The sequence below is a fragment of the Streptomyces sp. MK7 genome (assembly GCF_032658145.1).
Lineage (GTDB): Bacteria > Actinomycetota > Actinomycetes > Streptomycetales > Streptomycetaceae > Streptomyces > Streptomyces spiralis.
In genome coordinates, this window is the sequence record NZ_JAVACL010000042.1 from 1 (window position 1) to 21,279 (window position 21,279).

Here is a 21,279-nt window from a genome sequence, read left to right on the forward strand (position 1 = left end):
CGCGCAGCAGCCACAACTCCTCCTGATTGCCGATATGCGCCAGGTCCCACACCAACGGCGACATCAACGGCGAGTGCTGCGCGGTGAGATCGGGCTCCTCGACGCAGCTGGTCAGCAGCGTCGTACGCTCCCGGGCGGTGATCAGCGAGGCGATTGCGCGTTCGCGCTGAGTCTCAATGTCCACAGTGGCTTCCCCAGCCCCAGCGCTGTTGTCGATGGGGTCGGTCATGAGCATGTTTCCCTCGCATGCGGGCCGAGGACGGCACTGTCCGGCATCTCCAGCAGATCGTCGGCGGGACACCGGCCCTGGAGGACGTAGCGCTCCAGATGCCCGGCAACGGCGTCGGTGACCTCGGTTGTCGCACCGAGGCGGGGCAACGCGGCCAGCGCCGCGGTGAAGCATGTGACGGCGGCTTCGCGCAACTCGGGATCGGTCAGGGCGTCATGGGCCGCCACCGCATACAACGGGTTGTACGGCGCGGGCCAGCCCAGCGTGCGCTCGGCCAGGGGTTTCACCGCCCGGTAGGCGGTCTCGGTGGCCTCCGGGTCGTCGAAGAGCGCAGCGGTTACGGCGAGCGGCACGATCCAGCCGTTGTCTCCGGGCTGGGCGTCGATCATGCGCAGTTCCAGGTGGCCGCGCGGCCTGACCGGAGGGAACAAGGTCGTCGAGTGGTAGTCGAGATCGTCACGGGTCGGCGGTCTGGGGCTGCCGGACCTCGTCCACTCCCGGAAGGTCAGATTGTCGGGCACGTGCCACGGCTTGCCGTCGCGGCGTACACACATGACCGGTGCGTCGAGAACGTGGCGCATCCAGGTGCCGCGCGGGTCGGCGTCCAGCACAGGGCCGGCCGACCGGCCGAAGCCGATCTGTGTCCACCGGAGCTGCCGGGTGGACCGCCAGCCGGTCGGTCGCCCGCAGGACAGCGGAGAGTTGGCGAACGCGGCCAGGAGGACCGCACCCAGGAGATGTGCCAGCCACCAGCGCCGCACATGGCCGAAAGGGCCCGGCTCCTCGTACCCGGCGTCCACACACACCTGCACGGACGCAGAAGCACACATCATGAAACGACCAGCCGGCCCGGTACGGTCGAAGTACGCCTCCATGGCGTCGTAGCGCGGCTGTCTCAGATAGCGACGCGGCGCGTGCCAGGGGTGGTGGCCGAGGCCGACCAGGCCCAGGCCGTCCCGCTGGAGCACTGCGCGGACGGTGTCGAGGTCGGCGGAGACGGTGGCGATGCACTCCATCAGCGAGCCGGCAGGTGGCGAGCTCAGCTCCAGCTGGCCGCCCGGCTCCACGGTCAGGGTCGACCGCAGGGGGACGGTCCGCAGCGTGTCGTAGACCGTCCGCAGTCGTTTCTGCGATACGGGGAGTCGAGGTGCGCGCAGCTCCTGGACGAGCCACTCCACCTCGACGCCCAAGAGCCTCGGGGGACCCGTCTTGAAACAGATGGCGTGGATGAGCGCCTCGGCCTCGGTCTCGCCGACTGCGGCACGCGGCCAGATACTGTCACCGATCGAATCGGGCATATCGAGATTCTCCTGAGATTTCTTCATGGCGCCGGTAATCTGCTGAAAGCTGACTGGTGGACTCGTCGCGCTTGCTGCCTCAGTGCCGGTCAACGTCAAGATGCACATTCGGGTGTGCTTGTGCTGAAACGCTGCGATCCGTTCCCGAGGATTTCCTCTGTCGTTCGACGACGTGATTGCAGGGCATCCGAATGCCTCTGGGGCGCGGGCTCCCAGATTCTTGGGCGGGTCAACCGTGCTTTCCGCCACGCGTCCATGCGCGGCGGCGTCTTCAGTGGGTCAGGCAGGGCAAATCCAGGGCTTTTGCGCTGAGTTGAGCCGCGCGTGTCTTCCGGTCGACGATCTTGAGCGGCTGAGGGTTCGGGCGGGTACCGATGTTGTTGCTGGGGCCCCGTCCGGAGAGTGTGTTGTGGCCGCTCACCGGTATCGGCCGTCGAAACGGGCCCCGTTCCTGAGGTCAGAGAACCGTAGGCCGACGATGCGCCGCTCTTCCACGATCCACCGAAGGTCGTAGGAGGCACGGTAACTGGGTGGCCAGAAGGAGCAGAAGTGTCCGTCCTCGTCAACAGTCCACGTACCCGTTGTCTCACGTCCGTGCTCGGTGTACTGGGTGGTCCCGTCGGAATGGAAAGTCTGCGTGGCGCCGTCTTCGTAGACGATGTTCCCCGCGGTGACGGCGGCCGCGATCTGGTCGGATGGTACTTGAGCGCCGTCTTCGGCGGAGATGCCGTTGAGGTTCTCGATCACAGTGCGGTACTCCTGTCGGCTCGCCCGGCCTCCATCGGTGCCGCTGGAAGAGCGGGCTGGGCCGACCGGTGCTGCGATGTCTGTCCACCTGATCTGCGTCGCCGAGGACGCTCGCCTTACTCGGTGGGGCTGCCGTTCGCCATGAGTGGTGTCAGGCGGCAGACCGCCCCGATGCTTCGGCAGCGTCCTCCTCGGACACGCTGAACAAGCTCGAGTACTGGCCGTAGCCCTCATGTGCGAGTTCCGTGGCGGGGATGAAGCGCAGGGACGCCGAGTTGATGCGGTACCGCAGTCCGCCGCGGTCGCGCGGACCATCGGAGAACAGGTGTCCCAGATGGCTGTCGCCCCTGGCCGACCGGACCTCGACGCGGATCGTGCCGTGGTTCGAGTCGGGCCTCTCGACGACGTGGTCCGCCACGAGGGGCTTGGTTAAGCTGGGCCACCCGGTTCCGCTGTCGTACTTGTCCACCGAGGCGAACAGGGGCTCACCCGAGACGATGTCCACGTAGATTCCCGGCGCCTTGTTGTCCCAGTAGGCGTTGGCGAACGGGGGCTCGGTCTCATCATGCTGGGTCACGGGGTACTGCTGGTCCGTGAACTGCGAGACGCGCTCTGAGCTCTTGTGGTACCCCGGCATGCCTACCTCCCAGATGGCGCGATGCATCGGTCTTCCGGGGGTATCGCGTCACACGGCGCCTGTCTTCTTACTCTGCGTCCGGCAACGCGCGTCGTCGTCCCTGTGGTTCGGCGTGCGGCGTGCAGCGGACGGACACGTCGGGAGGACCTTCCTACCTGTCCGGTTGCGCTGCCTCGCCCCTGATGCTCCTCTCGGCCTCCGCCTCCTCGGCCTCCACTTCTTCCGCGATGCCGACAACCCGGTGCAGACTCGCGGAGGGGATCACCACACCCCCCGCGCTGTCCATGTACACGTAGTCACCGGGGCTCACGCACACGCCGGCGACCTCGACGGTCACGTTGAACGCGTGCGGCATCACGGTGTCGCCGCCCCAGCGGACGGCCTCCCCCCTGCACCATGTGGAGAAGCTGTACCCGCGCAACTGGCCGAAGTCACGCAACCGGCCATCGGCCAGGACGCCGGCAAGGCCGCTACCGTCCGCCCTGGACAGCTTGGTGCCGCCGCCGTGTGACACGTCAGGGTAGCCACCGCTGGAGAGCACGAGAACCTGGCCCGAGAGTGGTCCGTCACCCAGCGCCCCTCGGTAAAAATGTCCGAAGTCGAGGCCCGGCCCGGTCAGGTCCTCGCGGTAGGGCATGAACGAGATGGTGGCTGCGGGTCCGAACAACGGGCGGCCTGGGTCGGGGCTCACCATGGAGGGGATGTGGGCGCGGTGACCGTGGACCCGGCCCATGGCGTCCACGAGCGTGGCACACCCCAGACGGGCGACCTTCGCAGCCAGCGTGTCGTCGTGCATGTGCCGCCTCCTGTCCTCGTCCGGTGCGCAGGCCGGACACCCGGACCTGCCTGCCGGGCAGACTCCTGAGCGGCGCCGACGCGCTCTGTGGAGAGGCTACGCGGTCCCGCCGTCGTGGCCTCGCGAGATCCGTGCGGGCCGGCGCCGTCACGGCAGCATATGCGAACAGCGTCCTCCGACTCCCGGCAGAAGTTGACCCGGCCGACGACGCCGGCGGAACCTCCGCGCCGTGAACGCAGGCACGGCACCACTGCGCCCGGCGCGGCGTCCTGACCCCTCTGCGCGCCTCGGACCGGCCGGCGGCTACCGCGTCTCTCTCTCGGTGTTGTATGCGCCGCAAGTCCGGAACAACCAGGTGCGTCCCGGGAACGACACTCCTGAGCGTGCACCCCGTGTCTACCAGGGCTCTACCGGCCTTTTGGCGACTCGGCCTGCAAAGGGCGCCGGCCGTCACACCGGCGCTCGCAAGGAGGACACCTGTGGCACTAGGGACCGTCTCCAGTTGTGATCATTGGGTTTTCAGGAGGCTGCTGATCCAGATGGTCGCTGCGCGGAGATGGAGTCCGGCGAGGTAGCTGGCGGGCGTCTTGTCGTAGCGGGTCGCGATGCCTCGCCGGTCCTTCATCCTGTTGATGGCACGCTCGACCGTGTTGCGGTCGCGGTAGAGATCGGCGTTGTGGGTGACGGGCCTGCCGCCCCGGCTGCCTTTCTTCCTGCGGTTGGCGGCTTGGTCCTTCTTCTCCGGGATGACCGCCTTGATGCGGCGTTTGCGCAGGTGGGCTCGGTTGGCTCGGGAGGAGTAGGCCTTATCGCCGGCCACGGCGGCGGGCCGGGTGCGGGGACGGCCGATGGGCACACGCACCCGCACCTTGCTCAGGACCGGGATGAAGTGGGGGCTGTCGGCGGCCTGTCCGGCGGTCAGAAGGAGTGCCATCGGCCGGCAGCGCCGGTCGGCGGCCAGGTGGATCTTGCTGGTCAGCCCGCCGCGGGACCGCCCGAGGAGGGCGGCCTTCAGTCGGGCCCGCCGTCGTAAGCGGATGCGTCGGCGTTCGGCGCGGGCCAGATCGCTTTCGTCGTCCTGCCCGTCTTGTCCCTTCGACGCTCCCCTTTTTGCGAGGCTGCCTCCTCGAGTGCGGCCAGGGTCTGTTCGCTGACCCGCACGCCGGCGGCGTCGTGATGGGCTCGCGTGATGGCGGAGTCCACGCTGACCAGGGACATGTCGATCTCGTCCCGTCGGGCGGCTTCGGTGATCGCCTCGTCCAGCAGGGCCTGGAAGACTCCCGCGTCCCGCCATCGCATGAAGCGGTTGTAGTCGGTCTGCCAGGCGCGACCGCTCGGGCATCTCCCTCCACTGGCTGCCGGTGCGGAACCGGCAGATCACCCCTTCGAACTGCTCACGCAGCCGCTCGGGGTACGGGCCGAACCTGCCGACCGGCAGTAACGGCCCGATGAACTCCCACTCTTCGTCCGTGAGTTGCGCACGCGTCACACCACAGTCCTACCGGACCGGCGCCCACCCCCGAGCTTGATCACAACAAGAGACACTCCCTAGCTCCAAGCGACGTCGCAAGGAGGTCCCGCATCACCGCGGTCGGAGGGAAGCAGACATTCCCCTCGACTTCGTCGGCGCTACACATAGGTGTGCTCCGGAAAAAGGACCTCGAAGTCCATTATTCGTCACTGCTAACCTGCACACGCAGTAGTCTTTCCAGCGTGGCGGAAAAGGCGAGCGGTAACGGCGCCCGGCTGACTGCGCGCGGGCGGGCGACTCGAGAGCGCATTTTGCGCGCGGCCGCCGAGATGATGCACGTCAAAGGCGTGACTCTGACAACCCTCGACGATGTCAGGGCGGCCAGCGGGACCAGTAAGTCGCAGCTCTACCGTCACTACCTCGACAAGGATGCGCTGGTGCGGGACGTTGTCGCGTTGCAGGCTGCACAAGTGCTCCAAGGTCAACAGCAGCTGCTGCGGAAGCTGAGCTCCCTTCGAGGACTGGAGCGCTGGCGGGATGCGGTGGTCGAACACAACGCGCTCCGAAACGGAGCATACGGCTGTCCACTCGGCTCACTCGCGAGCGAGTTGGGCGATCAGGACGAAGCCGCGCGTAAGGCGATCCTCCGATATTTCGACACCTGGGAAGGGCTGCTCAAGGCCGGCCTCGATCGGATGAAGGACACGGGAGTCCTCCGGTCGGACGCGGATACCGGAGAGCTCGCCACCGGCCTCATGGCTGCTCTTCAAGGCGGCCACCTCCTTGCGCAGACGACCCGGAACGTGAGGCCCATGAGGATTGCCCTTGATATGGCCATCGACCACGTGAAGGTGTTCGCGGCCGCTGGCGACGACACCACTCCGCCCGGTGAGGGTCGGCGAAGGCGCTGAAACCGAGCCCAGCCCCGCGAACGCAGCCGGGTTCGGCAGGGGCTGTACCTGCGTTCGCCAAAGAAGAGGACTATTTAGTCCAGAGTAGCCGTCGGGTGCATGGTGGGAAGCAGAGGTCCCTTGCGGCCGTAGTGGCGGCGTCCGTTGATGAAGGTCATGTGCACCATGATCCAGCGCGCGCCGTCGGCCATCCCGGTTCGGCCTTCCGGGTCCCGGACGGTCTGCCGTCGGCCGCCGCCGCGGCGATGCCCGCCATGGGCCGGGACGACGTGACAGGGGCGGGAGGAGGGCAGCGCGTCGGCGAGAGACCCCGCCGGTGTTCGTACTCACGCCTTCTGCTACTTTTCGGCGCGCTGTCGGTCGAGGGGGAGCAGTGGCGGTTCCACAACGTCTTCGAAAGCCCGTCATCTCACTGGCGTGCCTGGTTGCGGTGGTGGCGATCGGCTGGAGCGGGACGCATGTGTGGCACACATGGCGGGCGCACCAGAAGATCGATGAGGCCTGCGCCGGGCTTGTACCGGCCGGACGAGTCCTCGCGCTCTCCCCGGCGGGAGGGACCATCTCGCATCGCACGGCCGAGGAGGGCACGATCGAGCTCGATGCCGGCATGCCCCAGGACTGCGAGATCTTCAGCACGAAAGCAGGCGAGGCGTACCGCACGCACAGCGGCGAGCGGTGGTTCTTCACGGGCGCGGTGGGTGTCCTGCCCTCGGACGAGACCTGGAAGCCGGAAGACTGGATGGACCGGCCTCTTCGTGACCAGGGGCCCAACTACCCCGACGAGCCGCTCGGTGGCGGCATCGCCGGCGTGGTCACGAACTCGGGTGTCACCGTGGAGCTGCCGTGCGCCGAGGGCAAGGCGAGTGGACAGTCGATCAAGGCACTGTGGGCACGAGCGACGCTGGAAGCTCGCAAGCCGCCGTTCACGGAAGACGGTCAGGTGACCTCCCACGATCGCGACACCCTCGCCCGCATCGCCGTGGACACCGCGAACAACTTGGCAGAGCGCCTGGATTGTGCGGACAGGCTGCCTGCTCCCCCCGAGAACATCCCCGCCCTGCCGAAGGGCCCGATCCCGGCCGCTCGGGCCGAGGGCACCTGCGCCTGGTATCGGGAGGGCGGCTTCGCGCGCCAGGACGGTTTCCCGGATCAGGTCCTGGAAGCCCGGACGGACGGCAAGCTCTGGGACGAACGGTGCCTCCTTGTGCTCAGCGGCGCTCATGCGGACGGGCTCTGGCGGGACGAAGCGGACACGCGCCATCATCATCCGCCACACCCGGACATGGTCGGCGAATGGTGGGTCTCCTTGCACACGTACTCCGGGGAGCAGGCGAAGAAGGTTGCCGAGACCGTACCGGGCAAGGCCGGCCACAGTGATGACTTCGGCTGGTGGGCGTCCTCCGTCTGCGACGGAAAACCCCAGATCCACACGATGACCATGGCCTACGGGTACGAAGAGCTCAGGAAGACGCCGTTCGAGCAGGTCTTCCGAGCCTACGTCTCGGACGTCGCCGCCCGCCGCGACTGCACGGACACCACGCTCCCCGCCTCATCCACCTTCCACGGCGACCACTGAAGTGCGTCCTCGGAATGGACGCCGGCCGTTGTGCGCCTACAACGAGGAGTTGCTGACCGGCTCGCCCCGCTCGTAAGGAGGCTGTGGCCTTGAGCCCGCCCTCGCCGAGACGCCACGACGAAGCCGGACGGCACGTTCAAGGCTCGTCGAACTCGCGGTGCATGCGGTCGACCGGACTCAGCCCGTCATGGATGCCGTCGCGTCCGTGCCGTCCCGGGTGCGGGTGTCTGTCGACCAGGCGGAGAGGTGTGACAGGACACGACCGTTGCATCATGCCTGCCGGTTGACCATGCGAGGGCGGCCTGGGTACGTTCTCACATGGGAACGATTCCAGTCGGGCGACCTCGGACGCCGCGCGGACAGAGGGGCGAGTTGTGGTGGCGACAGCATCGGGCGGGGCGTGGCTGGATCGCTGGGAGGGCCGCATCGAGATACGGACCGAGACCTACGGCATGAGTGTGGCCGCTGATGGCCGCACTGCCCGAGTGTTCGCCCCCGACGGCGGCTCGGACGCCGATGGCCGGGGTCCACAGGTGGCCGTTCTCCAGCTGTTCGGGGCGCTGGACACGCTGGACGGGCCGGATGAGACCGCCGGAACGACCCCGCCGGTGCTCCTGCGTCGGCATCCGTACCCCGTCATCGAGGCCGAGCGGCGCAGCACCCGCTGGGAGAAGGCGGCCGTGCGCATCGAGTGCCGCCCGGAAGCGGTGGAACTGTCCTGGTCGGTACGGGGCAGCGGGACCCTGGGGGAGGTGCACCTGCTGGCCGGGCGTTCCGTGCTGCCCGGTGGCGGCGGGTACCTGCCGAGCGGCAGTTCCTTCCGCACGCTCTTCTCGCCGAACCCGGGCGACCCCCGCCGCCTGGTGCGTGGCGCCGGCGAGAGCGCGGTCGTGGGAGTGGTGGGGGACGCCCGGCCGGGGCGCGGGCACTGGTTCTTCACGCCCGCTCCGCTCTGCCTGGCGCTGACCACCGCGCCGGCGGTGGAGGACCCCGGGCGCCCCGTTCCCGAGGGGTGGTGGTCGCTCGCCGTCGACGCCCCGGTATCGGACATGACGTTCACGCAGCTCGCCTACGTCCCGGCGGACGGCGGGTTCGCCCTGCGTCTGGACTACGAGGGTCACACCAGGGTGGACGGCGAATTCCGCACGCCTGCCGTGGTGTTCACACCGGGCAGCCCCGACCCCTACGAGGCGCTGCGCCGTTACCGGGCCCGGCTCGTCTCCCGCGGTTCGGTGCCGGCAGTACCAAGGCCCCGGCGCCCCGACTGGTGGTCGGCGCCGATGTTCTGCGGCTGGGGAGCGCAGAACCACGAGGCGCGCGTGACCGGACGGGCTGCCCAGGCCCTGGCCGGCCAGGCCGAGTACGACCGCTATCTCGCGCACCTCGCCGACCAGGGCATCGAGCCGGGCACGATCGTCATCGACGACAAGTGGCAGCTGCAGTACGGCACCTGCGAGCCGGACCCGGACAAGTGGCCCGACCTGCGGGGGTGGATCGCGGCCCGCCGAGAACGCGGCCAGCGCGTCCTGCTGTGGTGGCCCGCCTGGCTGTGGGAGGGCCTCGCCGACGAGTTGTGCGTCCGTAACCCCGAGGGCGTGCCCGTCGCACTCGACCCGGGCAGCCCCGTGGCCCGCAAGGCGCTCGAGGATGGCGTGGCCCGCATGCTCGGCGACGGGCCGGGCGGCCTGGGAGCGGACGGGCTGAAGACCGACTTCACCGCCCGCACGCCCAGCGGTGCGGCGCTGACCCACCACGGTCCGCGCTGGGGGATCGCCCTGCTGCACCAGATGCTGTCCACGGTGTACGACGCGGCCAAGCGCGTGAAGCCGGACGCGCTCGTCATCACGCACACCCCCCACCCGAGCTTCGCCGACGTCACCGACATGGTGCGGCTCAACGACATGCTGCGCCTGGACGACCCCGAACCCGACGCCCCGATCGTGCCGCAGATGCGACACCGGGCCGCCGTGGTCGCCGCCGCCTGCCCCGACCTGCTCGTCGACACCGACGACTGGTGCGTGCCCGACCGGGAGCAGTGGCGGGCCTACCTGGCCGCCAAGCCCGACCTGGGCGTACCCGCGCTGTACTACAGCACCCACATCGACCGCACCGGGGAGTCGCTCGGACCCGAGGACTACGCCGCCCTACGGTCCGCGTGGCGCGCCTGGGACGGGCGCCGCCGCGCACACGCCTGACACCCCTCATCCGACCGGGACCACGGGAGAACCATGCTGATCGGCACGGACGTTTTCCGCTTCCAGGACACCTGCCACGTGTACGTGCTGCGCCGTGGGCGGGAGGCGGTGCTCATCGACTTCGGCAGCGGCGAGGTCCTCGACCGCCTGGGCGACTACGGAGTCGACCGGGTCACCGACGTGCTGATCACCCATCACCACCGCGATCAAGTGCAGGGGTTGGCACGGGCGGCGCGCGCCGGCATCAGGATCTGGGTGCCGCCGGTGGAGCGGGACCTCATCGAGAACGTCGACGAGCACTGGCGTACCCGGCCGCTCGACAACGACTACGACGTGCGCCAGGACCGGTTCTCCCTGCTGGAGCAGGTGCCGGTGACCGGCAGCGTGGCCGAGTACCGCACCCGCTCCTACGGGCCGTTCGAGGTGTTCACCCTCCCCACTCCCGGCCACACGGTCGGCTCCGTCAGCTACCTGGTGGAGGTCGGCGGAAAGCGCCTCGCCTTCGTCGGCGACCTGATCCACGGTGAGGGCCGGGTGTGGTCGCTGGCGGCCACCCAGTGGGCGTACACGGGAGGCGAGAGCGCCGGCATGGAGGGCGTCGCCGCCACGGCCCTGTCCTGTCGGCAACTGCTCGACCACGCGCCCGCCATGCTGCTTCCCTCGCACGGGGAGCCGGTGACCCATCCGCGTGCCGCAGTGGCCCGGCTGCGGTCCGGACTCCAGGAACTGCTGGACTCACGCCGCAGACGCCCCTGGGATCTGGACGCCATGCTGGACGACCCCTGGGAGCAGGTGACGCCCCACCTGCTGCGCAACCGCACCAGCAACGCGCTGACCTACGCGCTGCTCTCCGACCACGGCACGGCCCTGCTGCTGGACTTCGGATACGACCTGACGACCGGCCTGCCCGGCGGGCACGACCGCTCCAGTCGGCGGCCCCTGCTGGCGTGCCTGCAGTCGCTGCGGCGCGTTCACGGCATCGACCGGGTCGAGGTGGCACTGCCCACCCACTACCACGACGACCACATCGCCGGATTCAACCTGCTGCGCGAGGTGGAGGGCACCGCCGTCTGGTCGCCCTCCAACGTGACCCCGGTGCTCCAGGACCCCAAACGCTGGGACCTGCCCTGTCTGTGGTTCGACCCCATCCCGGTGGACCGCGATCTCCCGCTCGGCGCGCCCGTCACCTGGCGCGAGTACGAGATCGGCGTGCACGAACTGCCGGGCCACACCCTGTACGCGGCCGCGTACGCCTTCGAGGCGGACGGGCGCCGTGTCGTGGCGACCGGGGACCAGCAGACCACGGAATGGCGGCCGGGGGAGCAGCCCGAAGTGCTCAACTACCAGTACCGCAACCGCTTCAGGATCGACGACTTCCGCCGCAGCGCCGAGCTGTACCGCGCCCTGAACCCCGAACTGATGATCAGCGGCCACTGGACGCCTCGCAAGGTCACCCCGGACTACCTGGACATGCTCCTCGAGGAGGGCGAGCGGGTGGCGCGGCTGCACCGCGAACTGCTGCCCTCGGACATCGACTTTGACGCCGAAGGCTTCGGCGCCCGGATCACTCCCTACCGTTCGGCGGTGGAGCCGGGCCGGACCCTGGTGCTGGAGGTCTGCGTGCGCAACCCCTTCCCGACGGCACGCACCGCCCGGGTGCGGATGGTCCTCCCGCGGGGCTGGGCGGCCCGGCCCGCCGAGCAGGAGGTGAAACCGCAGGGGGGCGGCGAGGCCACCTTGGTGTTCGAGGTGACCGTCCCCCCGGGGGAGAGCGGCGTTCGGCAGCGGGTGGCCGCGGACCTCACCGTCGGTCGGATGCGGTTCGGACAGCAGGCCGAGGCACTGGTCACGGTGGCCCCACGGCGGCCGTGGCAGGACGGCGACGCGCCCGGGGGAGCGGGATCGTGAGGCGAGGCCACCCAAGGACGCGCTCGACCGCGGTACGGCGCGGCGATCACGTTATTGTGCCAGCAGCGCCTTTCACCGTGCGCGGACACGGCCGCCGGACGGTGTGGAGGCAGGGCAGACATCGGGGCGAGGGGGCAGCGGCGGATGGCTGATCGCGCATGGGACGTACCGGTCGCCGGGGGCGAAGACGACAGGAACACGTCCGCGGTCGGGCGACGGCGCCCCACCCTGCACGACGTGGCCAGGGAGGCGGGCACGTCCCGCTCCACCGCGTCGCGGGCGCTCAGCGGGCAGGGCTATGTGGCCGCGCACATCCGTGCGGACGTGCTCGCGGCCGCTCAGCGCATCGGCTACGTTCCGGACGCTCTGGCGCGCACGCTGAAGGGGCAGCGCAGCAATGTCGTCGGGCTGCTCGTCTCCGATCTGCGCAACCAGTTCTACGCGGAGCTCGCCGCGGGCGTGGAGCAGGCCCTGCGCGCGGCCGGGTACCAGATGGTGCTGGTGGACGACCACGGTGACCCCGGACAGGAACTCGACGGAGCCAAGGCGTTCGTCGCGATGCGGGCCACGGGCGTCGTGCTCACTCCGGCTGCCGCGGCGGCCACCGAACTGCTCGTCGAGCGGGGCGTGAGCGTGGTGGAGGCCGACCGGCGCTCCGGGGCCCGCGGGTGCGACTCGGTGGTCATCGACAGCGAGCACGGTGCCCGGGAGGCCACCGAGCACCTGCTGGACCTCGGCCACCGGCGTATCGCGCTGCTGATCGACGAGACGAAATGGGCCACCGGCGCCGAACGGCTGCGCGGCTACCGCGCCGCCCACCGCGCCGCCGGCGTGCCCGTCGACCGGCGGCTGGTGCTCGACCTGGAGTTCCAAGCTGCGGACGCCAGGTCCCGGGTGGCGGAACTGCTGGACAGCCACCCGGACGTCACCGCGATCTTCGCCGTCAACAACCTGATGGCCGAGACGGTCTGGCTGGAGCTGCGCCGACGCGGTCTCGCCGTGCCCCGCGACGTGTCGCTGGTGTCGTTCGACGACCTGGCGTGGATGCGGATGGTGGAGCCCGGTCTCACCGCCGTGGCGCAGCCGACCTACGAGATGGGGCGCAGGGCGGCCGAGTTGCTGCTCCGGCGGATCGCCGAGCGGGAAGCCGCCGCGGAGCCGAAGAGGGGCCGGGCAGGGCGCCGCATCCAGGAGACGCTGGACCCGACGCTGGTGCTGCGCGGTTCGACCGCGGCGCCGGCCGGTTCGGCCAGAGCCTGAACCACGGCCGTCCCGGCCGCTGTCCCAGCGTGTCCCGGCCGCCCCGGGGCGGGTGACGTGCGCTGACGCGCGCGGGCCCACATCAAGTGCCGCCGGAGTATTGACGGGCCTTCAACGACCTGAGTACGTTCCCATGTGGGAACGATGCCATACCGGCCCCGCGGCCGGACGGCACCCTGCCGCACCCTCGGCGAGCCCTCCCGACCTGTCGCAGCAGCCGAGGCGGCTCGTCCCGTCCGCAGGACCACGGCCCGCCGGGCCTTTCCGGCACCGCCACGAACGGATCGAAGGACTGACACCACAGGTGAGCACCGAACCAAGCCGCGTTCTGGACTTCCCCGACGGCTTCCTCTGGGGCACGTCCACCTCCGCCTACCAGGTGGAGGGCGCCACGGACAGCGACGGACGCGGCGAGTCCGTGTGGGACCGCTTCTGCCGCGTCCCCGGGGCCGTGGAGCGCGCGGAGAGCGGCGCGGTCGCCTGCGACCACTACCACCGGGCGGCCGAGGACATCGAGCTGATGGCGGGCCTCGGCGTCAACGCCTACCGGTTCTCGCTGTCCTGGCCCCGGATCGTCCCCGACGGGCACGGCGAGGTGAACAAGCGGGGCGTCGACCACTACGACCGCCTGATCGACCAGTTGCTCGCCCGCGGCATCAGCCCGCTCGTCACCCTCTACCACTGGGACCTCCCGCAGGTGCTGCAGGAGCGCGGCGGTTGGCGGGCACGCGAGACGGCGGACCGGTTCGCCGAGTACGCGGCCCTCTGCTTCGAGGCCTACGGCGACCGGGTGCAGGACTGGGTGACGATCAACGAACCCTGGATCGTGGGCCTCCTCGGACATCAGCTGGGTCTGCACGCACCCGGCGAGCGGGACATCGCGGGGTCGGTGTGCGCGATGCACCACCTCCTGCTGGGCCACGGCAAGGCCGTCCAGGCCCTGCGGGCGAGCCGTCCGCAGGGCAGGGCAGGCGTGGCGTTCAGCCTCTTCCCGCACGTGCCCCACACCGCCGGCGAGGAGGACCGGCTGGCGGCCCACGCCTCCGACGGCTACGTCAACCGCTGGTTCCTCGATGCCGTGCAGAACGGCCGCTACCCCGAGGACATGCGCGAGCACTGGGAACGGGCCGCCGGCCCGCTGGACTTCGTCCGCGACGGCGACCTGCCCGTGATCGGCGCCGGCAGCGACTTCATCGGGGTCAACTACTACACGCGCCGGATCGTCAGCGCCCGCCGGCAGCCCACCGACGGCCCCTTCCCCTGGCGGGTCGAGCCCGGCCGGCCGGACGTGGCGCGCACCGACCTCGACTGGGAGATCGTGCCGGAGGCCCTCACCGACCTGCTGGTCCAACTCCACGACAGCTACGGGGACATACCGGTTCTCATCACGGAGAACGGCGCCGTCTTCAACGACGAGCCCGGCGAGGACGGCGCCGTGCACGACGCACGGCGCACCGACTTCCTGCACCGCCACCTCATCGCCGTGCACCGCGCGATCCAGCAGGGCTGCCCGGTCCGCGGCTACTTCCACTGGTCCTTGATGGACAACTTCGAGTGGGCGATGGGCTACCGGCCCCGGATGGGCCTGGTGCACGTCGACTACGCGACACAGCGCCGCACCGTCAAGGACAGCGGCCACTGGTACGCCCGGGTCGCGCGCGCCAACGCGATCCCGGCCGCCGTGACCGCGTGAGCACGACCGGTCCGCCGTAGGCGCGAGGACCGTCCGCGTCCCCTTCGAAGATCCGCCCTTCCCAGAAGATCCGCCACTCAATGAGGAGTTCGACATGGTCACTCGACGACGCTTTCTGGCCGGCTCGATAGGAGCGCTCGCCCTCGCTTCGGCCAGTGCCTGCGGTGGTGTCGGCGCCAAGAGCGGCACCGGGGGCGGCAAGGCCGGCGCGGGAGCGTTGTCGACCCAGGGCTTCGGCAAGCCCGACGACGTCGGACAGGCCCGCATCGACGCGTTCAAGAGCGCCTACCCCAAGGTCGAGCTCCGCATCAACGAGGGCGACTTCGACCCGCAGCAGTTCCTGTCGGCGGTCTCCAGCGGCAACGCGCCGGACCTGGTCTACCTCGACCGCGACCTCGTCGGCAGCTACGCCGCCAAAGGGGTGATCCAGCCCCTGGACGACCGGATCGCCGCCGCGGACATCGACACCGGCGCCTACCGCAGGGCCGCCCTCGACGAGGTGACGATCGACGGGAAGATCTACGGCGTCCCCGAGTTCTACAACACCCGCAACATCCTGGTGAACGGCAAGGCGCTCGACGAGGCGGGTCTGTCGCTGTCCGACCTGAGCACCAGCGACTGGGACCGGCTGCACAGCACGGCCGTGAAGCTGTACAAGGCCGCCGGCCACCGCATCACCCGCATCGGGTTCGACCCCAAGCTCCCCGAGTTCCTCCCGCTGTGGGCGAAGGCCAACGGCGCGGACCTGGTCCATCCGGACGGCTCCCCGAACCTGGACGACCCGCGGATCGTCGAGGCACTGACGTACGCCCTGAGCCTGATCGACGAGCAGGGCGGCTGGTCGCGCTTCAAGGCGTTCCGCGACACCTGGGACCTCTTCGGATCCGGCAACCAGTTCGTGAAGAACCAGGCCGGAGCGTTCCCCTGGGAGGGCTGGTACGTCAACGTCCTGGTGCAGGCCTCGCCCAAGGTGGACCTTCGGTCGATCCCCTTCACCGACCGGCACGGCACGCCGATCAGCTTCGAGAACGGCAGCGCGTGGTGTCTGCCGAAGGGCGCCGGCAACCCCGAAGCGGCCGTCGACTGGATGAAGGTCATGACGAGCACCGACACCTGGCTGCAGGCAGGGGCGGCCCGCCAGGCCACCGTGGAGAAGAACAAGACCATGTTCACCGGGCTGTGGACCGCGAACAAGGAGGCCGACCAGAAGGTCAAGGCGAAGTACGTCAAGGGCGGCCGGACCGGTTTCCACCAGGCCATCGAGCACTACTACGCGTCCACCGACTACGCCTTCGCCATCCCGGGCTCCAAGGCCGGCAGCGAGATCAAGACGGCCTGGCAGGAGGCGGTCAACCGGGCCCTGTCCGGTCAGCAGAAGCCGGCCGCGGCCATGAAGCAGGCCCAGGCCGAGGCGAGCAAGGCGTTCGAGGCGGCGAAGTGATGGCCACGCAGGCCACCCTTTCGCAGCCGGCCCCGGCCGCGCCCCGCTCCCGCACCAGGGACTGGCGGCAGATCCGCGCCGCCTACGGCTTCATCTCCCTGTGGATCGTCGGCTTCCTCGTCTTCACGCTCGGCCCGATGATCGCCAGCCTGGTGTTGTCGTTCACCGACTACAACTCGATCGGCACCGCGAAGAACGTGGGCTTCGCGAACTACCGCGAGCTGTTCCAGGACCCCAAGGTGGCCCACGCATTGAGCAACACACTCGTGTACGTGGTCATCTACGTGCCGACCGCCATGGCCGTGGCCCTGGGCCTGGCGATGGTGCTCAACCGGGTGGGCCGGGCGGCGGGCTTCTTCCGCACCGTCTTCTACCTGCCGGTCATGACGCCGACCGTGGCCGTGGGCGCGCTGTTCCTGCTGCTGCTCAACGGCCAGCAGGGACTGCTCAACCGCACCCTCGCCCTGGTCGGCATCAGCGGCCCCAACTGGACGACCGACACTCACTGGGTCAAGCCCGGACTGGCCATGACCATGCTCTGGGGTGTCGGCGGAATGGTCGTCATCTACCTGGCGGCCCTCCGGCAGGTGCCCAAGGAGCTCTACGAGGCCGCCGAACTCGACGGCGCCGGGCCGTGGACCAGGTTCCGCCACGTCACCATCCCGATGATCAGCGGCGCCCTGTTCTTCACCATGATCGTCCAGACGATCGCGGCGCTGCAGATGTTCGACCAGGCCTACACGATGTTCTTCGGCGCCCAGCAGAACAGCACGTACGCCAACGAAGCGGCCCTGTTCTACGTCATCTACCTGTTCCAGCAGGCGTTCCAGTTCCTGCACATGGGATACGCGTCCGCCCTGGCCTGGCTGCTCTTCCTGATCACCATGGTCATCACCGCCGTGCAAGTACGTGCCTCGCGCCGGTACGTCTACTACGAAGGCGAGAAGCACTGATGAGCATTCCACGCACCGCGGTGGCACCCGCTCCCGGTACCGACGGCGGCAGGGCCGGCGCCCGGAACGAGGCCGGCCCCGCCGGCCGTACGGCGGCCCGCAGGCGGGATGTGCGGCCCCTGCTCAAGCGGGGCCCCTACCTCGTCGTCCTGGCCCTGGCCGCCGTCGTGTTCACCTACCCGTTCATCTGGCTCATCAGTGCCTCGCTCAAGCCGCGCACCGAGGTGTTCGACAACCTCCTGGTCCCTCAGCACGTACAGGCGTCGAACTACACCGAGGTGTGGAACTACGCGCCGATGCTCACGTGGCTGGGCAACAGCGTCGTGGTAGCACTGGCGGCGGCCGCGACGGTGACGATCAGCAGCGCGCTGGTGGCCTTCGGCTTCGCGTACTTCCAGTTCCCGGGGCGCAACGTGCTCTTCGGGCTGGTGCTCGGCACGATGATGCTGCCCCAGGCGGTCACCCTGATCCCGGTCTACCTGATCTGGGACCACCTGGGGCTGACCGGAACCCAGATGCCGCTGTGGGCGCAGAACATCTTCGGCTCGTCGTTCTACATCTTCCTGCTGCGCCAGTTCTTCCTGTCGCTGCCCCGGGAGGTGTTCGAGGCCGCACGTGTCGACGGCTGCAGTTTCTTCGGGCTGTTCTGGCGCATCGCCCTGCCGCTGTCCCGGCCCGCTCTGGCGATCGTCTTCGTCTTCGAGATCCAGGCCAGTTGGAGCGATCTGCTCAAGCCGCTGGTCTACCTGCAGGACTCCTCGCTGTTCACGATTCCGCGCGGTCTGAAGTCGATCATCGACACGTTCGGCAACGGTGGGGAGCAGCACTGGGAGATCATCGCGACGGCCAGCCTGATCGCCACCATCCCCATGATCATCATCTTCGCCTTCGCGCAACGGCACATCATCGACGGCATCGCCACCCAGGGCCGCAAGGGCTGAGGGCCCGGGTCCGAACGGCGCTCCGACGTGAGGGCACGACGAGAACCGGCCGCCGCCGGCGGCCCGAAAGGCAGAACGTGAAGCTGACCATCGTCGGGGGCGGCTCGACCTACACCCCCGAGATCGTCGACGGCCTGATACGCCTGCGAGACCGCCTGGCGGTGACGGAACTGGCGCTGCAGGACGTCTCTCAGGACCGGCTCGGCGTGCTCGCGGGGATGAGCCGGCGGATGCTGTCCGCCGGCGGCCATCCGGCCGCCGTCACCACGCACACCGATCTCCAACCTGCGGTGGAGGGCGCCGACATCGTCCTGGTGCAGCTGCGCGTCGGCGGGCAGACCGCGCGTCTGCGCGACGAGACCCTCCCGCTGCGGTGCGACTGCCTGGGGCAGGAGACCACGGGCGCGGGCGGGCTGGCCAAGGCGCTGCGGACGGTGCCGGTGATGCTCGACATCGCCGAGAGGGTACGGGCGGTCAACCCGACCGCGTGGCTCATCGACTTCACCAACCCGGTCGGCATCGTCACCCGCGCCCTGTTGCAGGCCGGACACCACCGCGTGGTCGGACTGTGCAGCGCGGCGGCGGTCTTCCAGCGGCACTTCGCCAAGGTGCTCGGCGTAACCCCCGACCGCATCACGCTCGACCACGTGGGTCTCAACCACCTGACGTGGGAGCGCCGGGTGCTGCTCGACGGCACCGACGTGCTGCCGCGCCTGCTCGCCGAGCACGCCGACCGGGTTGCTCCGGCCACGGGGCTTCCCGCCGGCCTCGTCCGCCGCCTCGGCACGGTGCCGTCGTACTACCTGCACTACTACTACAGCCACGACGAGGTCGTCGCACGGCAGCAGAAGGACGGCGTCCGCGCCCAGGAAGTCATGGAGATCGAGGACGAACTGCTGGCCCGGTACGCCGACGAGCGAGTGGAGACCAAGCCCGAGCTGCTGACCCGGCGCGGCGGTGCCTTCTACGCGGACGCCGCGCTGGACCTGATGGCCTCGCTGCAAGGCGGAGACGGTCGCACCCACGTCGTCAACCTGCGCAACGGCACGACGCTGCCGTTCCTGCCGGACGACGCCGTCATCGAGGTGCCCGCGACGGTCGGCGAGAACGAGGCGGTGGCTCTGCCGGTGGAGCCGCTCGAACCGTTGATCGCCGGGCTCGTCGCCCATGTCACGGCCTACGAGCATCTGGCACTGGACGCCGCCGTGCACGGCGGCCGCGACCGGGTGTTCCGCGCCCTGCTGGCCCACCCGCTGATCGGTCAGCACGACGTCGCCGACCGGCTGACCGACCTGATCCTCGCCGCCAACCGCGACCACCTGCCGTGGGCGGTGTGATGGCCCTCGTCCTCGCGGTCGACGGCGGCAACTCCAAGACCGACGTGGCGCTGCTGAACGAGGAAGGATCGCTGCTGTCTTGGGTGCGCGGGCCGGGCAGCGCCCTCGGACCGCGGCAAAGCGCTGCCGTCGTCACACAGTTGGCCACCGCGGCCGCGCACGACGCCGGACTGGATCCGGGCGAACTCGCCGGCGCGCACGCCGCCTGCTGCCTGGCCGGGGCCGATCTGCCCGTACAGGTCGAGGCCCTGCACACGGCGCTGACGGCCGAACGGGCCTGGGGTTCGGTGGAGGTGTGCAACGACGCCTGGGCACTGCTGCGCACCGGTGCCGAGCCGGGCGCTCGCGCGGTGGGCGTCGTGTGCGGGGCGGGACTGAAATGCGTCGCGCGTGCCGAGGGCCGCCGCTTCGAGTTCCCCGGGCTGGGCTGGCAGAGCGGTGACCTCAGTGGTGCGGGCGACCTCCTGGCCCGGGAGGCGGTCCGGGCCGCGGCGCGGGACGAGGACGGTCGCGGCCCGGCCACCGGACTGCGGCAGGCGGTCTGCGAGCGTCTTGCCGTCACGTCCGTCGGCGAGGTCGCCGAGCGGCTCCTGGCCAAGGAGCTGACGGAGCGCCAGTTGGGTGTGCTGGTCCCGGTGGTGCTCTCCCTGGCCGGCGACGGCGATCCGGTGGCCGTCACCCTTGTGGACGGCCTGGCCGTGGAGGTCGCCACCTTGGCGCGCAGCGCACACAGGCGGTTCGCGCCGGTCCCGGCCGACTGGACCCTGGTCCTCGGAGGCGGGCTGTTCCGGGACCCGGACGGCCGGATGCTCGCCGCGCTCCGCGCGGCCGCGCCCGGCTTGGACGAGGAGTTCCGGATCGCCGTCCCGGACGCGCCCCCCGTGGCCGGTGCCGCGCTGCTCGGGCTGGACCGGGTGGCGGCGGGCGCGTCCGCGCAGACCGTGTGGCGTGCCTTCCGCGACGCCGAACCGCGTATGACCGCACCGGAGGAGATGGCGCGTCGGGCCGGGGCGCAAGAGAGGCCGCGTAGGGTCGCGGCGGAGGACGTGACACGATGAGCCTGCTCACGGTGTTCCCCGACGCTGAAGCGCTCGGGGCGGCCTTGGCCGCCGAGATCGTCGCCGGCATGGCCGACGCCGCGGCACAGGGCCGCCGGTATCTGCTCGGCTGCCCCGGCGGTCGCAGCCTGATCGGGACGTACGAGGCCGTCGCCGGCCGGCTGCGCTCCGCACCCATGGACCTGGCGCACGTCGTGATCGTGATGATGGACGACTACCTGGACGACGTGCCTGGACCGGTGCGCCGGGTGCCAGCCGACGCGCTGCACAGCTGCGAGCGCTTCGCCCGCCTGCGGATCGCCGAGCCGTGGAGCCGGGCGGTGGGCCCGGGGCGCGGCATCCGGGAGGAGCACGTGTGGGTTCCCGATCCTGGCGACCCGCCGCGCTACGACGAGCGGATCGCGGCTGCCGGCGGGATCGACCTGTTCCTGCTGGCCACCGGCGCCTCCGACGGCCATGTCGCGTTCAACCCGCCCGGTTGCGGCCTGGCCGAGGGCACCCGTGTGATCCGGCTCGCCGAGTCCACCCGCCGCGACAACCTGGTCACCTTCCCGCATCTGGGGACGCTGGATCAGGTGCCGCGCCGGGGCGTCAGCGTGGGACCGGCGACGATCGCCGGGCTGTCCAGGCGGGTACGGCTCGTGGCGACCGGGGCGGACAAGGCGAAGAGCGTCGCGCGCGTGCGGGCCGCCGGGCGGTGGGAGCCCGACTGGCCCGCGACGATCGTGCACGCCTCGCGGGAGGCGGAGATATGGACCGATCCGGCGGCGGCCGGCGACTCGGCGGTCGCCGAATCCCCGAGCAGCCCGCACCAGTTGGATTCCTGAT

General features: G+C 70.0%; 17 protein-coding genes and 1 pseudogene. 12 read left to right on the forward strand and 6 right to left on the reverse strand.

The window, feature by feature from the left end; translation table 11 throughout:
• From R2S09_RS31975 to R2S09_RS32000, 6 genes and pseudogenes are all read right to left on the reverse strand, one after another.
• A partial coding sequence (locus R2S09_RS31975; protein ID WP_316744779.1) for a DinB family protein occupies nt 1-229 on the reverse strand: 229 nt, incomplete at its 3' end.
• The gene (gene egtA / locus R2S09_RS31980; RefSeq protein WP_306191878.1) at nt 226-1,527 is read right to left on the reverse strand and encodes an ergothioneine biosynthesis glutamate--cysteine ligase EgtA; all 1,302 of its coding nucleotides are present in this window, start codon (nt 1,525-1,527) and stop codon (nt 226-228) included. The genes egtA and R2S09_RS31975, both read right to left, overlap by 4 nt.
• 417 nt (nt 1,528-1,944) lie before the next feature.
• Nucleotides 1,945-2,274: a hypothetical protein gene (locus R2S09_RS31985; RefSeq protein ID WP_316744781.1), complete on the reverse strand. Its 330-nt coding sequence runs from the start codon at nt 2,272-2,274 to the stop codon at nt 1,945-1,947.
• 151 nt (nt 2,275-2,425) lie between these two features.
• Nucleotides 2,426-2,911, reverse strand: coding sequence for a peptide-methionine (R)-S-oxide reductase MsrB (gene msrB, locus R2S09_RS31990; protein ID WP_399145139.1), 486 nt, complete (start codon nt 2,909-2,911; stop codon nt 2,426-2,428).
• Nucleotides 2,912-3,062: 151 nt separating this feature from the next.
• Entirely contained in the window at nt 3,063-3,707 is a 645-nt protein-coding gene (locus R2S09_RS31995) for an RraA family protein (RefSeq protein WP_306191875.1), read from the reverse strand.
• 508 nt (nt 3,708-4,215) lie between these two features.
• Nucleotides 4,216-5,196, reverse strand: a pseudogene (locus R2S09_RS32000) (IS5 family transposase).
• A 224-nt stretch (nt 5,197-5,420) separates the two neighbouring features.
• Here R2S09_RS32000 and R2S09_RS32005 point away from each other — a divergent pair.
• The 12 genes from R2S09_RS32005 (at nt 5,421) to R2S09_RS32060 (ending at nt 21,278) form a co-directional block, all read left to right on the forward strand.
• The gene (locus tag R2S09_RS32005; protein ID WP_316744784.1) at nt 5,421-6,089 is read left to right on the forward strand and encodes a TetR family transcriptional regulator C-terminal domain-containing protein; all 669 of its coding nucleotides are present in this window, start codon (nt 5,421-5,423) and stop codon (nt 6,087-6,089) included.
• 316 nt (nt 6,090-6,405) lie between these two features.
• Complete coding sequence (locus R2S09_RS32010; protein ID WP_316744786.1) at nt 6,406-7,665, forward strand: hypothetical protein; 1,260 nt, start codon at nt 6,406-6,408, stop codon at nt 7,663-7,665.
• Between the two features lie 377 nt (nt 7,666-8,042).
• Entirely contained in the window at nt 8,043-9,860 is a 1,818-nt protein-coding gene (locus R2S09_RS32015; protein ID WP_316744788.1) for a hypothetical protein, read from the forward strand.
• A 33-nt stretch (nt 9,861-9,893) separates the two neighbouring features.
• Nucleotides 9,894-11,768: an MBL fold metallo-hydrolase gene (locus R2S09_RS32020; protein WP_316744790.1), complete on the forward strand. Its 1,875-nt coding sequence runs from the start codon at nt 9,894-9,896 to the stop codon at nt 11,766-11,768.
• A 144-nt stretch (nt 11,769-11,912) separates the two neighbouring features.
• A complete protein-coding gene (locus R2S09_RS32025) occupies nt 11,913-13,028 on the forward strand; it encodes a LacI family DNA-binding transcriptional regulator (RefSeq protein WP_306191870.1) in 1,116 nt (371 codons plus the stop codon).
• 304 nt (nt 13,029-13,332) lie between these two features.
• Nucleotides 13,333-14,721 carry a GH1 family beta-glucosidase gene (locus R2S09_RS32030; RefSeq protein ID WP_316744792.1) on the forward strand — a complete coding sequence of 463 codons (1,389 nt, stop codon included), beginning with the start codon at nt 13,333-13,335 and terminating at the stop codon, nt 14,719-14,721.
• Nucleotides 14,722-14,815: 94 nt separating this feature from the next.
• Nucleotides 14,816-16,162 (forward strand): extracellular solute-binding protein, encoded by a 1,347-nt coding sequence (locus R2S09_RS32035; protein WP_316744794.1) that lies wholly within the window; start codon nt 14,816-14,818, stop codon nt 16,160-16,162.
• A complete protein-coding gene (locus tag R2S09_RS32040; RefSeq protein WP_316744795.1) occupies nt 16,162-17,115 on the forward strand; it encodes a sugar ABC transporter permease in 954 nt (317 codons plus the stop codon). Before R2S09_RS32035 ends, R2S09_RS32040 begins: the two co-directional genes overlap by 1 nt.
• Nucleotides 17,115-18,056: a carbohydrate ABC transporter permease gene (locus R2S09_RS32045; protein WP_316744796.1), complete on the forward strand. Its 942-nt coding sequence runs from the start codon at nt 17,115-17,117 to the stop codon at nt 18,054-18,056. Before R2S09_RS32040 ends, R2S09_RS32045 begins: the two co-directional genes overlap by 1 nt.
• Nucleotides 18,057-18,133: 77 nt before the next feature.
• The gene (locus R2S09_RS32050; protein ID WP_306191865.1) at nt 18,134-19,393 is read left to right on the forward strand and encodes a 6-phospho-beta-glucosidase; all 1,260 of its coding nucleotides are present in this window, start codon (nt 18,134-18,136) and stop codon (nt 19,391-19,393) included.
• On the forward strand, nt 19,393-20,451 hold the full coding sequence (locus tag R2S09_RS32055; protein WP_316744799.1) for a BadF/BadG/BcrA/BcrD ATPase family protein: 1,059 nt from the start codon (nt 19,393-19,395) through the stop codon (nt 20,449-20,451). The genes R2S09_RS32050 and R2S09_RS32055 overlap by 1 nt, the downstream gene beginning before the upstream one ends.
• On the forward strand, nt 20,448-21,278 hold the full coding sequence (locus R2S09_RS32060) for a 6-phosphogluconolactonase (RefSeq protein ID WP_316744800.1): 831 nt from the start codon (nt 20,448-20,450) through the stop codon (nt 21,276-21,278). Before R2S09_RS32055 ends, R2S09_RS32060 begins: the two co-directional genes overlap by 4 nt.
• Nucleotide 21,279 lies beyond the last annotated feature (1 nt).